Origin of the sequence: Streptomyces sp. NPDC001222, from assembly GCF_042896945.1 — a bacterium.
In the GTDB taxonomy this organism is placed as follows: Bacteria; Actinomycetota; Actinomycetes; order Streptomycetales; family Streptomycetaceae; genus Streptomyces; species Streptomyces gibsoniae.
Genome location: NZ_JBIAXT010000028.1, coordinates 1 through 14,984, shown reverse-complemented (window position 1 = coordinate 14,984; position 14,984 = coordinate 1). Strand labels below are relative to the sequence as shown.

The 14,984-nt window shown below is 63.4% G+C and carries 15 protein-coding genes; 4 read left to right on the top strand and 11 right to left on the bottom strand.

The annotated features are described in order from the left end of the window. Window positions 1-197: 197 nt before the first annotated feature. Entirely contained in the window at window positions 198-1,370 is a 1,173-nt protein-coding gene (locus ACFY2Z_RS30185) for an ImmA/IrrE family metallo-endopeptidase (RefSeq protein WP_390747246.1), read from the top strand. A gap of 11 nt (window positions 1,371-1,381) precedes the next feature. Here the strand turns inward: ACFY2Z_RS30185 and ACFY2Z_RS30180 are convergent, their stop codons facing one another. The 3 genes from ACFY2Z_RS30180 to ACFY2Z_RS30170 form a co-directional block, all read right to left on the bottom strand. Then, complete coding sequence (locus tag ACFY2Z_RS30180; protein ID WP_390747245.1) at window positions 1,382-1,951, bottom strand: hypothetical protein; 570 nt, start codon at window positions 1,949-1,951, stop codon at window positions 1,382-1,384. 355 nt (window positions 1,952-2,306) lie between these two features. Next, the gene (locus ACFY2Z_RS30175; protein WP_390747244.1) at window positions 2,307-3,719 is read right to left on the bottom strand and encodes a PD-(D/E)XK nuclease family protein; all 1,413 of its coding nucleotides are present in this window, start codon (window positions 3,717-3,719) and stop codon (window positions 2,307-2,309) included. A gap of 430 nt (window positions 3,720-4,149) precedes the next feature. Further along, complete coding sequence (locus ACFY2Z_RS30170; protein WP_390747243.1) at window positions 4,150-4,386, bottom strand: hypothetical protein; 237 nt, start codon at window positions 4,384-4,386, stop codon at window positions 4,150-4,152. A 259-nt stretch (window positions 4,387-4,645) separates the two neighbouring features. Between ACFY2Z_RS30170 and ACFY2Z_RS30165 the strand changes: the two genes are divergently transcribed. Together ACFY2Z_RS30165 and ACFY2Z_RS30160 are read left to right on the top strand one after the other, a co-directional pair. Beyond that, window positions 4,646-5,326 carry a DUF488 family protein gene (locus tag ACFY2Z_RS30165; protein ID WP_390747242.1) on the top strand — a complete coding sequence of 227 codons (681 nt, stop codon included), beginning with the start codon at window positions 4,646-4,648 and terminating at the stop codon, window positions 5,324-5,326. An 85-nt stretch (window positions 5,327-5,411) separates the two neighbouring features. Next, window positions 5,412-6,230: a hypothetical protein gene (locus ACFY2Z_RS30160; protein ID WP_390747241.1), complete on the top strand. Its 819-nt coding sequence runs from the start codon at window positions 5,412-5,414 to the stop codon at window positions 6,228-6,230. Window positions 6,231-6,572: 342 nt separating this feature from the next. On the opposite strand, the gene ACFY2Z_RS30155 is transcribed toward ACFY2Z_RS30160, so the two are convergent. The 4 genes from ACFY2Z_RS30155 to ACFY2Z_RS30140 all read right to left on the bottom strand — a co-directional run bounded on the left by ACFY2Z_RS30155 (window position 6,573) and on the right by ACFY2Z_RS30140 (window position 9,202). Continuing rightward, a complete protein-coding gene (locus ACFY2Z_RS30155; RefSeq protein WP_390747240.1) occupies window positions 6,573-7,631 on the bottom strand; it encodes a hypothetical protein in 1,059 nt (352 codons plus the stop codon). A 392-nt stretch (window positions 7,632-8,023) separates the two neighbouring features. Beyond that, on the bottom strand, window positions 8,024-8,344 hold the full coding sequence (locus tag ACFY2Z_RS30150) for a hypothetical protein (protein ID WP_390747239.1): 321 nt from the start codon (window positions 8,342-8,344) through the stop codon (window positions 8,024-8,026). Between the two features lie 4 nt (window positions 8,345-8,348). Beyond that, entirely contained in the window at window positions 8,349-8,675 is a 327-nt protein-coding gene (locus ACFY2Z_RS30145; RefSeq protein ID WP_390747238.1) for a hypothetical protein, read from the bottom strand. Beyond that, window positions 8,675-9,202, bottom strand: a complete 528-nt coding sequence (locus tag ACFY2Z_RS30140; protein ID WP_390747237.1) for a bifunctional DNA primase/polymerase — start codon at window positions 9,200-9,202, stop codon at window positions 8,675-8,677. The genes ACFY2Z_RS30145 and ACFY2Z_RS30140 overlap by 1 nt, the downstream gene beginning before the upstream one ends. 415 nt (window positions 9,203-9,617) lie before the next feature. Between ACFY2Z_RS30140 and ACFY2Z_RS30135 the strand changes: the two genes are divergently transcribed. Continuing rightward, window positions 9,618-10,865 carry a hypothetical protein gene (locus ACFY2Z_RS30135; RefSeq protein ID WP_390747325.1) on the top strand — a complete coding sequence of 416 codons (1,248 nt, stop codon included), beginning with the start codon at window positions 9,618-9,620 and terminating at the stop codon, window positions 10,863-10,865. 18 nt (window positions 10,866-10,883) lie between these two features. Here the strand turns inward: ACFY2Z_RS30135 and ACFY2Z_RS30130 are convergent, their stop codons facing one another. The 4 genes from ACFY2Z_RS30130 to ACFY2Z_RS30115 form a co-directional block, all read right to left on the bottom strand. Further along, window positions 10,884-11,813, bottom strand: coding sequence for a phosphotransferase family protein (locus ACFY2Z_RS30130; protein WP_390747236.1), 930 nt, complete (start codon window positions 11,811-11,813; stop codon window positions 10,884-10,886). A gap of 1,024 nt (window positions 11,814-12,837) precedes the next feature. Next, window positions 12,838-13,266, bottom strand: a complete 429-nt coding sequence (locus ACFY2Z_RS30125) for an SMI1/KNR4 family protein (RefSeq protein ID WP_390747235.1) — start codon at window positions 13,264-13,266, stop codon at window positions 12,838-12,840. Between the two features lie 106 nt (window positions 13,267-13,372). Continuing rightward, complete coding sequence (locus tag ACFY2Z_RS30120; RefSeq protein WP_390747234.1) at window positions 13,373-14,746, bottom strand: tyrosine-type recombinase/integrase; 1,374 nt, start codon at window positions 14,744-14,746, stop codon at window positions 13,373-13,375. Beyond that, window positions 14,743-14,922 (bottom strand): helix-turn-helix transcriptional regulator, encoded by a 180-nt coding sequence (locus ACFY2Z_RS30115; protein WP_390747324.1) that lies wholly within the window; start codon window positions 14,920-14,922, stop codon window positions 14,743-14,745. The genes ACFY2Z_RS30120 and ACFY2Z_RS30115 overlap by 4 nt, the downstream gene beginning before the upstream one ends. Window positions 14,923-14,984 lie beyond the last annotated feature (62 nt).

Sequence of the window (14,984 nt, the reverse complement as noted above, 5' to 3'; positions counted from 1 at the left end):
CCGCTCCACCGACCTCCGCTGGCCGGTCACAGGCCGTCCACGTTCGGTCCACTGTCAGTGCCTGGCACTAGTGTTTGCCATATCAAGTCTGCAGACCAGTGCTGCTGCCTGTGTAGCCACAGAGCATCTGCCACACTGGGCGGTGGACGATGGGACCGCTGCAGCCGCCAGGCTGACGCAAGGCGGAAGGGGTGGTGATGGCTGCAACTGACACACGCGAAGAGCGCTTCAAGCACACCCTAAACACCCTCGTCAAACGCGAGGGCGTGACCTCCGAAACACTGCTCGACCTCCTTGGATCTAAGCGCACTTACATGGAGCTGATCTCAGGGACGCGACTCCCTTCAACCTATGAGGCAACGCTCCTAAGTGCCTTTTTCCAGGTACCTCCGGGCCTTTTCCTGCAAACGGAAAAGCCTACAATGGGCGTCAGTCTTCGCCTTGGCGGGATAGAGGGAATTCACGACGTTAGTGACGCCGTTTCACACGCGACACGACTTTTGGAAGTCGATCGCCTAACCCGCGAATGGGGCTTCGCACAACCGGTTACCGACGTCACCAGTTACGCCCCATCCCAAGTTTGGCACAATCGCCACGCAGGAGAACGGACGGCTGCCCGACTCCGCGGCTACCTGGGCATTGACGAGATTGATCCCATCGAGGATCTAACAGGGCTGATTGAAAGTCTAGGCTTTCCCGTAGAATATCGAGCCCTACCGGATCAAGTTCACGGAATGTCGGTTCCCGAAACATACGGGGGCACGATCGCATGGGTCATCATGATTAATTCCGATGACGTCTGGTCACGTCAGCGGTTTACTCTGGCGCACGAGCTTTGTCACGTGCTGCAAAATGACCCAGGCCAGGTCATTGTTGATCGAGCATCAATGCAGGACCTCCGCCCCGAGCGAATTGCCAACTCCTTCGCGCGACACCTGCTACTTCCAGAAGAAGCACTATTGAATAAGCTGGAGGAGTACGGCGACAATCTCACGGGGGCAAAAGCTGAGAAGTTTTTGGCCGACGTCATTTTGACGTACGGAGTGAGTCGAGACGCAGCGATAATCGCTCTTTCCGAGTTCGCGGAAGGCGCACTAGACGAGGATACCTTCCAGCATTGCCGTACGATCCCTGTCGGTGAACTAATGCGACGATCCGGGAATTCGAAGGCGTGGAACGAACTAAATAGTTCGCGCGGTCTCACATTCCCCTCAGAACGGCTTTCACAGCAAGTTCTTGACGCTTACAGCGAGCAACTTGTAAGCCTCCAAGCCGTGGCCGATGTGATCGCTGACGGATCTGTGGATGTCGCCAGCGTTCAACTGCGAGAGGCTGGCTGGGAGATCAACACGGCAGACCTAAACGGCTAGGCGTTACGCTGTCAGTCGCAGAGGCGGCACGAGCCGCCCTGCATGAGACAACTGAAAGACGCTTTATCCTTCGGTTGATGTCGCATCGGAACCGTGGCAAACTTCCGCGTTATCTGCGTGAAGGCGTCGAACAGCTGATCCGCGTTAACGTTCGCATCGTGACAAGCGAGTTCTGCGAGCAGGTGTCCAACATGCTTGAACGGGACAGCGTTTCGCTCGGCAACAGCCATCGCTCCGCCATCATTCGTCAGCAACAGCGTCCGGCGACCGAACGCGATTGTCCGTAGGGCACTTACAATGCTGTGTGCCTCGCCGGCATGCTTATGGGCGGAACCAACACGGTCAGTGTTTCTACCGGTTCGCTCCGCCGTAGCAGCGTCGATCTCCTTCAGTTGCCGCAGCACCTGGCCGATTTTGTCGGACGTGTTGAATGTGTCGTCTGAAGTTGGCAGAGGCAGCTCCTTGATGTCGCCGGCATCGAGGTGCCGAGCAATGGAGTCTGCCCCGGTGCAGAGCAACCGGGTATCGACAGTCCGCCGAGCTTCCGGAACGGAAGCCAACCTCCTGATCTCAGCTGCCACTGCCTCCGTAACTACCAGCGATGTGCCGTAGAGGCGCAGAACCTTGCTGAGCAGAGGCGGCCGAAGAGCCAGCGAACAGAGCGTCCCTGTATCACCCCAAGCGATGTCCACTGGCGTGTGCCGCCGCGGAAGGGTCGGGACGGGAGGACGGACGTGTGGGCGCGTCCTCGGCTGGAGACTCGGCCGCCGCAGGGCCATGCCCTTCGGGGACGGGCGCTCCAGATCGTCCAACTCCCCCTCCGGCGGCTCCTGGTGTGCTCCAACGAGATGTCAAAGCATCGCTCCCAGGGTAGCCCGCGCGGGGAGCGGATGCACACAGCTCCGGCGTAACCCCGCGGGCGACCAGACAGCGCAGTTACGGCATGCGTTCCCCGTCGTCAGTCTCCGCTTCCTCGATTCTGGCATCACCACACCACTGACGAACGGGACACCACCTGCAGTGCTCCCCGGGCGTGCTCGACCAAGTCGTGTCTCTGTGCCACCTTTTGGCGCGGAGACGGACCTCCGCCTTGGCCATACCGCGGAGGCCGCTATCGTTCAGATCCCATGCGTAGACTCGGCTCTCCGCTGACGCGAGCACTTCCAGCTCCAAGCGTGCTTTTTCACTCCTATATGGGCCCCTATAGCCGCTGGCCATCAAGTTAATTAGCCATGGCACCGCGAAGAATTGGTCAAATGCCGCTCGTTCATCTTGAGGAATCGAGCGAGTCGTTGTCTTGGTTTCCCTGATGACAAAAGTATCGTCAGCGTCTACGTACAGGAGGTCAGGTTTACTAACGATTACAACATCGGCACGAGCGTCGTACCCATAAATACCTATTTCGCTTCCGATTACGCGCGCCCCATCGCCGAGAGGGCAGGAGAGTGCATGCTGTGTGACGTACTCCCGCGCCTCCAAGTATTCCTCCTCGCTGAGGTGCTGAGGGAAATACTCATCTATGAAATCTAGATCGCTGGCGTCACACCCTCGGTTGTCCATGTGAGCTTTGGCCAACCAATCATGAACGTTGCGTCCACGCTCCGAGGAAGGCCCAGGATCCGAGTCCCCTGGCAGATTGCTATTAATGAGGTACCACTGAGACGGGCACGTTTCATATATTTCAAGGTCCCGGGCGCTTACAGAACGCGTCGCATGCCCTCGGCGGACCTGACCAAGGAACCCGTCCAGCTTTTCCAGAGTATCGCAGCAGCCAGCCATCTTGCATTTTCCGCAGTTGGACCCTGGCGTCACACTTTTGCTTTCAACAATCTTGTTCAGTGCTGGTACAACCTGCGAATCATACAGAGCCTTCGCGACGGCGGGGCTGTCATTGAACAAGACCTCCACGGAACCGTCGCTCAGACCAAGCTCGATAACTCGGATCCTTGTTACGTCCCCACGCGGACGAACCAAGCCGGCCACATGGGCGGCCGTTACAGTCCACCTATCTGGGTTCTCCGGTGCCTGTCTGGCGGTACCGAACCGCAGCTTGCGCACCTCACGCACGCCGCTATCGCTATCGTAAACCGGAGCCCAGACGTTCAGTTTTTGGCCTGGGAACCTGGGATCTGGAACAACTTCCGGATCACACATCCGGAGCTGAAGCGCTCCAAGTTCAGCCTTGCTCAAATCGTGACAGATCAAATAGTTCTCGACGGCTTGCGTTGCATACCGGAGAACGGCTGAATGCAGACCATACGGTGCAAGATTTTGGGAGACGAGCTGGCTAAGTTCATCCCAAGAGTCAATGCGTGGGTCATCTTGGAGCGCAATACTTACGTCGCGCACGACGCCGAGGACAAAAGGTTGGACTTCGTCCCGCCTGTAGGCCCAATCCAGGGGCTTCAGCTTGTGCCGAACCTTGTACGAGCCGTAAAGACCACAGCCCCGCAGCAAATTTTGCGCGTCCGAGGCACTTACGCGCAACAGATCCCCAGGACCAGAGGATCTTGGCCAAGCACCCTGACCAGCCATGACCCACCCCCTCACTGCTCAGAGTAAACGACATGCTACTTGTGTGATGGCAGAACAGGTCAACTCGCAGGCGACATGTGGGCGGCTGAGCAGGCACCCTTTCTTCAGCGGGCGACCACCTAACAACCGCTACGACAAGAGCCGACACGAGCCAGCAACCTCCGGCAGCTCTGCGGCACATCGTGGGCGCCCCAACAGCAACGAAAGCCCGGAAGCGATTAGGTCCTGCCAGAACCGTTCCAGATCATGCGGGGAGGGCGGGAACCAGGTCGCTGGCCAGTTGAGCCCTGTGGGCGGTTATCTGCAGGGGCAGCCAGGGCGACCCCATGGCGAACCCGGGCTTCGCAAGCTCATGACCCTCGAAGCCGTACTCACGCTCGATGCACGGGAACGCGCCGCCCGTCAGCCCCGGTTCGAACTCACAGAGGCCCGCCTGTGCCAGGCGGCGTGCGCTCTCCGCACCCAGCGGGTACACCCTCATTGGTGAGTGTCTAATTGCGTGACAACGCCGACGAACACCGGCGAACAACCGCGAACGTTCACGGACCATTAGCACAGGTGAGAGGCACTCCAACCCAAGGCAGAGCACCCAACCAAGTTGCTTCGGGACGAAGAGGTCGTACATCAAAACCGCCACCCCGACGGTGAACTACCAGGTCAGGGCCCTTCGGAATCCCGTCCTGTCGCTGATCAGCAACACACCATGCCCAGCCGCCTCAAAGCCCATTAGGATCACGACCATGGCAGGCCATTACTCGGAGCACCCCCACGACCACGCATGTGCGCTCGCCCGGCGGGTTCGAGCGTTGCGGGAGGCCCGCGGGTGGACGCGTGAACGGCTCGCCAAGGAGGCTTGCATCGCCGTCGGAACGCTTGCCCGTCTGGAGAGTGAGGGAGCGATCCAGCCAAGCTTCTTCACGGTCGGAGCGGTTGCCGAGGCTCTTGAGGTCTCCCTCGATGAGCTGTTCCGGGAGACCAGGGTGACCCCCGGCCTCTGGTCCGCTGGGTACGAAGGCCGAGACATCGACTCCTTCGTCACCTCGCTTCGGGCCAGTCGCATCGAAGTCGTGGCGGATGTACGGCTTACGCCAATCAGCCGCAAGAAGGGCTTCAGCAAGACCCGCCTCGGGGAGGCACTTGCCGAGGCCGGCATCGAGTACACGCACCTACGGAGCCTGGGAAATCCCAAGGACAACCGGGCACCGTTCTGGGACGGCCGCCTCGACGTGGGCCGAGCCCGGTTTCGCGGGCTGCTGCGGTCCGAGGAGGCGCAGACCGATCTTGAGCGCCTCGCGGAGCATGCCCGGCAGTCCCGGGTCGCGGTGCTGTGCTTCGAGAAGGATGAGAGCCGCTGCCACCGGCAGGTGGTTCTGGACATGGTCTGCGAACGGGCTGCGGTGCCCGTCATGCCTTTGGCCTGACTTCATCCTCATTCCTGTACGCGCCCTTGCCCCTGGCGCATGCCTCTTCTCCAATCGGATCGGGAGATCAGTGGAGGGGGCACCCATGGGATCGGGAAAGTGGCAACGCGCGCGGATCATGATCACGGTCAAGACCTATCCGGAACTGTCCGCGAAGTACCACGAGACGAGCTGCGTGGCTGGCATACGGCTCGACCAGGGGGCGCCCCAACATGTGCGACTCTTCCCGGTTCCGTTCCGGTTGCTGAACGAAGAAAGCCAGTTCGCCAAGTACTCGATCGTTGATGTTGACGTGCAGCGGCACCATGGGGACCGTCGTCCCGAGAGCTTGCGCCCTAATCTGCAGACTCTCAAGGTCATCGAGCGTCTCGGGACAGCGGACGGCTGGCGCGAACGCTTTTCGCATGTTCGGCCCCTCGTGGCGCCGTCCCTGTGCTCCATAAGGCGCGACCAGGAGGTGCGGGGTACATCGCTCGGCGTCTTCCGCCCGGCGGAGTTCACTGGCTTTCGCCTCGCCCCGGCCGAACCCTGGCCCGCTTCGAAGGCTGCCTTGGCAGATCAGTTGGATCTACTTGCGCAGGACCTTCGCCAACTGGAGTGGGTGCCGCTTGAGTTCCGGTACAGCTTCCGATGTGCGGAGCAGGAGTGCGGTGGTCATGACATGGGGCTGAGGGACTGGGAGGCGGGCGAGTCCTACCGTAAGTTTCTTCGTCAGTACGGGAAGGACGACGTGGAAGAGAAGCTTCGCGAGCGCTGGTTCGATCGGATGGTCACTCCGGAGAGGGCCGTGCACTGCTTCGTCGGAAACGTCGCGGCCCGCCCCAAGACTTTTCTACTGCTCGGCCTCTTCTACCCGCGACGGGATGTCGTCGAGAACTTCCAGGAAAGTCTGTTCGACCTATGAGGGTGGACACGGAGCGCGCGGTCCTCGGACCCTTCTCTGCGGTGGCGCGCTCCAGGTCAACCGCGAGACCATCGTGCCAGCGGGCGCACGCGGTTGCGCCGTTCTGACATCCACGAGTGACATCAACAGCTCCGGACGTCAGCACTCCTAGGCGGTCTGGCATGGCCAGCATGGCCGGGCAGCTCCCCAGCAGTACCGGGGAGCGATCGAACTCCTAGAGCGGGTGTCGCAGGTTCGAATCCTGCCGGGGGCGCAGGCAGAAGGACCATCCTAGGAGGGGTTCCTCCCAGACTGGCGCTTCGTCATGTTTGGGGATGTGCCACACGCACGCTAACCAACCGATCAAAGAGACACGTGCTGGCGGCCAATCTCACCGAGTGCTTGATCGACGATGGACAGAATCAGCGGAGTGGCCGCGGATGGGAAGTACTCCCGTCCTCGCACAGGCTTCAGGCCCTCGTCGGCGAGGGCCAACCGAACGCCGGCTTCCAAGTCGGGCGCGAGATCACCCGGAAGGTCCCGGATGACACGAAGCTCGGCAGTGAAGCCATCCTTCGCATGAGTCCGCAGCCTGGGACGAGGATCTCCCGAAGTGATTCCGAACTTCACGTGGTTCGCGCTCTCTACGACGTAGAACACGTCCCACGTCTTGCCCGCACAATGTCGACAGATTCCTTGCCCTTGCTTGACGCCGCTGGGGATGGTTCTGGTTCGATGACCTTCGCGGCAGATCAGTCGATGTGCGGTTCCGTCGCCCAGCCACGCCGGCTCCACGACGTGGCCGCCGAGCTCCGCCACTCGAGCCTTGAACCACTCCCAACATGCGACAGGGTCGATGCCTACGCACCTAAGGCATCGGCCCGAACCGGTGCGAATATTGTTCGGCGTGGGACTAAATGGATGGCCATTTCTACAGATGATGCGGTGGGGCTTTGCCTTCCCCAGCCACCCCGGCTCCACGACGGTTCCGCCGAGTTCCGTCACCCGGGTCTTGAACGCCGCCCAGGCCGTAGCCGGATCATTGCCGGAGCACACTGAGCAGATGCCCCCACCGTCGCGTACATAGCCAGGCCGAGGGTTGCACGGATGCCCCTCCGAGCAGATAACCCGGTGGCGCTCATCCTTCCCGAGCCACTGCGGCTCGACTACGGTTCCGCCGAGCTCCTTCACTCGGGCCTTGAACGCTGCCCAGGCTGTGGCCGGATCACTGCCGGAACAAGGTCGGCACATGCCCTGTCCCTGTTGCACTCTGTTCGGGATTGCTTCGGTCTCGTGCCCTTTCGGGCATCGGACTCGGTGTTTGGCGGCGCTGCCGAGCCACTTCGGCTCCAGCACCTCGCCGCCCAGTTCCTTCACACGGGCTTTGAACTGCGCCCAGGCTCTTGTTGGTGTTCCCCCCATGCGGTCAGTCTGCCATCCCTGCGGTGACGGCGGCTGCGATGTAGCCGAACCTCATCTGGACCCAACCCTCACCCAAGAGACAGAGCACAGCAAGCAGCCTGCTGAGACGTTCGGGAGGAAGTGGTCGTGCCAGACGCGTGCCAGATCCTGCGGGCAACCACGGGGAATCATGGAACTCGCCCGTCATACTCCCACGGCCCTCCGCCGCAGGTCATGACCGCAGCAAGCTCTAGATCACCTTAGCTTCCCAAGCTGATGTCACGCGTTGGCCTGCCGTTCGTCCGGGCTGCGGCGCTGGGGCGCCGGTCCCGGCCGAGCGGCAGGCCAACCGAAGTCACTGACTGACTGTGGAAGAGGATCAGTTCGCGGCCGACCGAAAGTCCGTGAGCGGTTCAGGCCGCAGGCGTCTCGTGCTGGCTGCTCGGGTGCGCTTCAGCCGCCTTGCTGCCCATCTCCGCGTCCAGTCCAGCAGTGATCAGCTTCGCCAGCAGTTCGGCCGCTTCGGGGCGAACGGTGCCGAGCTGCACCAACCCGTCGCCGAAGACGTTCACGTCAGCTACCAGGCCGGGAAGGTCGGAGTCCAGTCCGAGGAGAACGAGTTGATCGGCCAAGGTGCCGGCGCTTCGTCGTGCGCGCGCCCAGCCACGGACGTAGGCTACGCCGGGAACCAAGTCCTCCGCTCGCTTGGCCACCACTCCTCGCTGGTCGGTCATAGTCCTAGATCCTTCCCTTGCCCTCTTCGCTGGTGGCCGGTGCATGCTCGTGCTCGTCGCCGTCACGGTCGCGGCGGAATCCGCTGGCCATTGCCAGGCGCAGGAGTTCCGCGAGGCGCTCAGCCGTGTCTGGGGAAACCCGGCCCAACTCGACGAGACCGTGCCCGAAGGCGTTCAAGTCCGCACGCAGATACGGGAAGTCCTTCTCCAGACCGGCCCGCACCAGGGCGTCCCGCAGGGCCGTCGTCGCGTTCCGTGCCGCGTACCACCCCTCGCTGTCGAGAGGCGACCACGTGGCAGCGTCGTGTCCGTCGGTCGGCTCATGCGGCATCAGTGGTCGGTCTCCTCGGGAAGGGCGGCGACCGCGGCGTAGGGGGTCGGGTACTGCTCGTCGAAGCGGTCGATCCTTGCCAGCAGCTCAGCGGAAGCCACCAGCGCCGTCGCGAGGGCGACCGGGCGCAGGGGATTGGCTTCCGGCCGGCGCGTAGGCGGGCGAAGCCACTGGTACCGGTCATCGAACAGCGGAATGGGGCCGGGGACGACCACGGCCGAGCCCTCATCGAGGTACCGGTACGTCGGAGGAGTCGAGGCTTCGCGTTCGAGGTAGTGCGTGAAGGACTCGCGGCTCCGGGAGCTGAGGAAGAAGCCGACTCGCTGTGCCTTGCGGTCGATGGCCGTAGGCCCGAACGGCATTCCACTGCGCAGGAGCCGGTCGTACATCTCCATGCCGAGGCGCTGGTCCACGCTCAAGACGTCGAAAAGGCGGCCAGTCGGCAGCAACGCGGGCATCCGCGGATCGTCCGCCCACACCTGCCGGCACTCGACCGGGTTGTCCGCCGCCGCAGACAGCCATTCCATGCCCCGCCTGGTCATCCTGTACACGTCGTCTCACCCTCACTCGGACCACCGTGCGGCCCCGATGCCGCAGTAGGACCAGACTCCGCGCTCAGTACCTGACCAGGGCAGATGACGAGAGGTGACGGGGGATGACGCGTCCACGCAGGTCATGTCATCCCCCGTCACCGACGTTCCGACAGAGGATCTTCGGTTACTGCCTGCAATATGCCGTCACCAGCGCGTACATTCGATCAGGCAAGCTGAGTTGCCACACCGGCGCATGCGCGCGGGAGTGAAGGGGCACGACTCGATGAAGCCGATCAGCGTCCGCTTACGTGAAGCCCGCATCAGCCGAGGCTGGAGCCAGCCAAGGCTGGTGAGGGAGCTGCGCCAGGCAGCAGCTCAGCGCGGTCATCAGCTTCCTTCGGACGCCAGTGTGAAGCGGCGTATCGCGAGTTGGGAGAACGGCCACAGCACGCCGGACGACTTCTACGGCCCGTTGCTGTGTGATGCCTTCGCCGCAAGCGCTGCAGAACTCGGGCTGAAACATGGAGAGCTGAAAGACGCTCCGGTACTGGACGCCGCGTACCCCGCCAGCCCGGACGACGCCATTCAGACGGTCAGCCAGCTGTGGCGAGCAGACCTCAACCAGTACGACCCACTGCTCACGGCGGAACCGTCCGAGCCCGCGTGGAACGAGGCGTCCCTTCGGTGGTTGGTCGCGCCCGAGCCGGGCATCCCTCGCCCTCGCTCCGAGGGAATGCGAGTCGGTCTCGGCGACGTGACAGCCGTGAAGACCACAGCCGACATGTTCGCACGGCTCGACGACCAGTTCGGCGGAGAACATGCGCGGCACTCGGTCATCCAGTACCTCAACAACGACGTGACCCCGCTTCTGCGAGGCCGCTACACCGAGCAGGTAGGCCGAGCCCTGTTCTCCACCGTGGCGGAAGCCACGCTCCTTGCCGGTTGGATGTCTTACGACGCTTGCCGCCACGGGCTCGCCCAGAGGTACTTCCTCCAGGCGCTCCGCCTTGCCCAGGACGCCAACGACCGCAGGTTCGCAGGCAGCGTCCTGTCTGCGATGAGCCACCAGGCGACCTTCTTGGGTCGGTACACCGAGGCCGCCACTCTCGCCCGTGCAGCGCTCATGGGCATTTCACCGGTGGCCACGCCAACGTTGCGGGCTCAGTTCCACGCGATGGAGGCCCGCGCCCTTGCCCGTACCGGAGACGTCGCCGGGTGTGAGGCCGCCCTGAGTGCCGCCACGAAAGCGCTGGAGAGCCGGAATCGCGACGACGAGCCTGAGTGGATCACCTACTTCGACGAAGCTGAACTTGCCGCCGAGGCCGCCCACTGCTTCCGCGACGTCAACAGTGCCCGGCAGGCCGTCGCTTACGCCGAAAACGCTATGAGCGGTACGCACGTGCGGAGCGACTTCTTCGCCACCATGGTTCTGGCCGACGCACACCTACGCGCCGGAGACATCGAGGAGGCGTGTCGGGTGGCGCTCGATGCTCTTGACCTGGGCGAGCAACTCAAGTCGGCACGGTGCGTCAGTTACCTCACCGAGTTCCGGCAGAACCTCACAGCAGCCGGCGACAGTGCGGACGTACAGGCCTTCACCGAGCAGGTCAGAGAGCACAGGCTGTGGGTAGCGTCTGGCGCCCTCGTCGGTGTCTGAGCGCAGGTCTCCACGCGCTCAGAACGGGCCCCACTCGTCTCGGCCCTCCCCCGTGCGGAGGGAACGCACTCGCCGAGCGAATTCGGCGGCAGACCGCTCGCTCGTCGTGACCTGGTGGCCGAGCCAGGCGACCATCATCAGCTCACGTAGGTCGGCGAGCGTTTCGTAGCCGGGCCAGTTCATCAGGTCGAAACCGTACCGGTGCACGAATTCGGCGTACTCCGCCTTTGTGTGCCAGCCGTACCGGTCGTAGAAGATCGCCGTCTGGATCAGGTCCCACTCGCGCGGGGCGAGGGCGAAGCCGTCCAAATCGATGAGCACAGCGTGCCCGTCCCTGTGGCGGAGGATGTTCCCGATGCTGGCGTCACCGTGGATCAGGCCGAAGGGGAGGACGAAGTCCAGGCGGTCGTAATCCTTGGCGAGGGCCGCCGCTCGCTCGTCCAGGAACGTCCGGTCCTCCCCCGAGATGCCGCCCAGGCCGTCGAGAGACGCCGCCAGCTTGGCCAGCGGGTCGAAGTACGGCAGGCCCAGAGATTCGGGTTCCTCAAGCCAGTGCAAACGGCGTAGGAGGTCGGCCAGCTCGCCGACCGTCGCGTACTCCTCGCGATCCTGGACGCTCTCCCAGAAGGTGACCACCAGTCCGCCGACGACGAGCGGCTGCACGACCGACGCTGGCACGCGCATGGACGGGAAGTCCTCGGTCTCAAGCCACCGGGCCACGCCCACAGCCCGTTCCATCTCGGCGAGCACCGATGGATCACGCGCGATGCGCACGATGATCGGTAAGGACGTCAGTCGGTAGACCGCGTTCGACCCCAGTCGCAGCAGTTCGGCGCCGCCGGAGTCGATTCCAGCCCTCGCGCACGCATCCCGGAGGACGGGCTCCAGACCCTCCGCCGTGAACTCCGCGCCGCCGCCGTCCGGTGTCCCGCTGCTGCCCGAGATCATGCTTCGACCATACGGGCCGGACCGACCGCCCGACAGGCCGCCTGCGTAATAGGGGCGTAATGATCTTGATTGGCGCCCGCCCTGTCGGAGCCTCCGTCGCAGGTCAGGGCACCAATACCCTCACGGTCTCACCTGGGCTCCGGAGCCGTGTGCGCAGGTTCGAATCCTGCCGGGGGCACCCTGTATGAGGTGCCCAAAGACCCCGTCACCAGCGGAAACGCTGCGGCCGGGGTCTTCGCGTTTGTGCAGCCGTATGCGGCCCGGAGCGGCCCTATGACGCCGTCTGTGGACTATTCGTGGACAGGATCTTGGGGCATCGGCCCAGCTCAGCCCGCAGAAATGACGCGCCCCGAACGTTGATGAGGCTCCCCGAATCTGGCTCTGGCCGGAGTTTCATGAAAGGCCAGGCCGTCGGAACGGGGGCCCTTGGGATCGAGCGCCCCCCCAGGCCGCTACCCGGCAGCCACAACCTGGCCGGCCGTGACCTGAGGAGGGTTGGGGAGCAATGACGCGAGGTTGTCCCTCACGAAGTCCGCCGCCCTCCTGACCGACTCTTCGGCCCCGGCTTGGTCTTCATAGACGCTGGTAGAGACCATCACTCCATCCCCGGCGTCAACCCAGTAGTAACCCACGAATCCAGGGACTTGGCGGAGGAGAGGCACGAATCCCTCGTCCACTCGCCGTCCCGCCTCGGCAGGGTCAGTCACCCCTTCGTAACGCCGAACTATCGCGTACATAGCTGATCTCCTCATGAATCCCGAGGTCACCTTGCACGAAGCGACATACCCCCGCCGCGCGTCTCTCCCTCGCGGAACGTCCGCAAGTGACTCGGACAGGCGCATCGGTGATCCAAACCGGCATCTGCTGTGGCCAGGGCTGGGGCGACACTGGGCGTCACGGAACTCCGGTCAGAGCCCCGAATCTCCCGCGCCGTAACCAGAGGGGCGTCCTCGATCTTGGGGCATCTGCCCAGGTCAGCCCCGGCGATTGAATAGCGCCCCGGACGACTCCAGGGGCCTGGCGCCTAGCGGTACCAGTCTCCGCTGTCCCGCAGAGCCCGCTCCAGGTACTGGCGCAGCCCACCCGTCACCATGAACCGGCTATCGGTCTCGTGGTCCCAGACGAAGACCTCGTCCCGCTCTGGGGTACGAACAAAGCAGAACTGATCTCCACCCGCGTTGTCACCGAAGAACATCAACGGCTCGAAGGGCATGTACAGGTCGGCGAAGTCAGGAGCGCTTCGAAACGCCGCGTTGTCCCTCGCGACCTGCCCGGCGCTCCAGATCAAGTCGACCCCGTCATGAGCTACGCCATCGCACTCCCGGAGCAACGCGACTAGTTCAGCGGGAAGCCGCTGCCCCAGCGCTCGTTCTGCCGCGGCCAAGGAGATGTCGTCGACGGGGGCACCGAGATCGGCGTCAGGAGCCAGCTCCAGAATCAGTTCGCGCCACATGCCAGGAGTCTTTCAAACAGCAAGGCCGGCAATGGGTCGGGGCTCATCAGCCGATGGCCGATGAGCCCCTGTTGTGGCCAGGACGAGCCCTTAGCGCCCTCCCTGATCACTCGTACTCGCGCAACAGCTCTTCGATCTTGCGGTTGACGATCTCCTGCCGACCGTCGATGCACTTGGCGTAACGACCCAGCAGCACCTCAACACTGTTGCCCGCACGTTCGGCCACTTCGGTTGGGTCCACTCCGGAGTTGAGCCACGTCGACAGCGCCGAGTGTCGGAGGTCGTACGGCCGGGCAGCGAGGGGTGAGGCGACTGCGGCCGGCGGGAGCGCCAGCGCCCGCGCCTCCTGCCAGACGCGGTAGTACGTGGACGAACCGACCACTCCCCCGCGCTCGTTCGTGAACAGCAGCCCGTCGTCCGCGGCCCCGAACGTGGCCAGGTGCTCCCGGAGGATCGTGACGAGCTGAGGCGGGATCGGCACGAGCCGGACCTCCTCCACAGGCCGGTTCTTGAGTCCGCGGTCGTCATGCGTCTCTCCGGTGTCGGTCCACAGTTTGCCGACGCTGGGACGGGTGCGGTTCAGCATCGCCGTTCCCCAGCCGTCTTCGGGCAGCTTCAGGTCTGCCACCGAGAGGCCGACGGCTTCGGCCGGGCGTAAAGCGCCGTAGTACATGCAGGCGAAGAGCCCGACGAGTCGACGACCGCGAGCACGACCATAACCGCCGACGTAAGAGACCGCAGTCAGCAGGGCGCGAGCCTGTTCCGGATTCGCCACCACACGGGGATCGACTTCATTGGCAACCTTCGGCTTTTTCCAACGAACCGCCGTGATCGGGTTCTCTTGGAACTCCCCTAGATCCACCGCGTAATGCATCGCGTTAACGAGCGTGCGTCGCTTGCGCCGTACAGTTTCCGCCGCGGCCGCCGTTCCGTCTAGCTTGAGTTTCAGCGAGTCCAGGACCGCCCTGCCGATCGCTGCGTCGGCAAGGTCTGCAAGCGGACGCGAAGCCTTGGCCACCCAGTGCAGAGCGTTCGCCACCTCGGTCGGCAACTCACGATCCTCAGGGCCTGGAAGGACGAAGGCCCAGTTGCGAAGCGCCTTCCTCAGTAGTTCTTCAGCCGGACGCCCAGGGCGCTCGTCGAGGAGGGCCACCGTCACAGCGGTCAGTGCCTCGTTGATCCCGTTGCGCGTATTCGGCGCGGCGTGCGGCCACTTCATTGCGAGGTACTTCAAGGAAAACGCGTACCAGGTCATCGAAGCCGCCTTCTCGATCATCGAGTCGGGCAGCCCCGTTACCGTGTCGAACTCTTCGCCGGCATGGGTGGCACGGAGGAGCTTGGAACGGTAGTGGTCGGCCAATCCCTTGGTACGGAACTGCTCCGAGAACACGTTCCCAGCTACGGTCCACCTGACGTCATAGGACGACTTCTTGGTGTTCCTCTTCCGGACGCCCCAGACCTTTACATCGAGAGACTTCACGCCGCCGCCTCCAGTTGCCGCAACCACGCGGTGAAGTCGCTCCGCCAGACTCGCAGCTCACCATTGGGCAGCTTGAACGCGGTCGGCCCGAGATCGAGCGCTCGCCATCGGTAGAAGGTCCGCCGAGAAACGCCGCCCAACTCGGGTCTGACACGAAAATGAAGTGCGCTGCCCAGGTCAGGCGGCTTGGATCGGTTCGAAGCGGAGCGTCAGGCCGAGGCTATTGGCCTCCTTGATC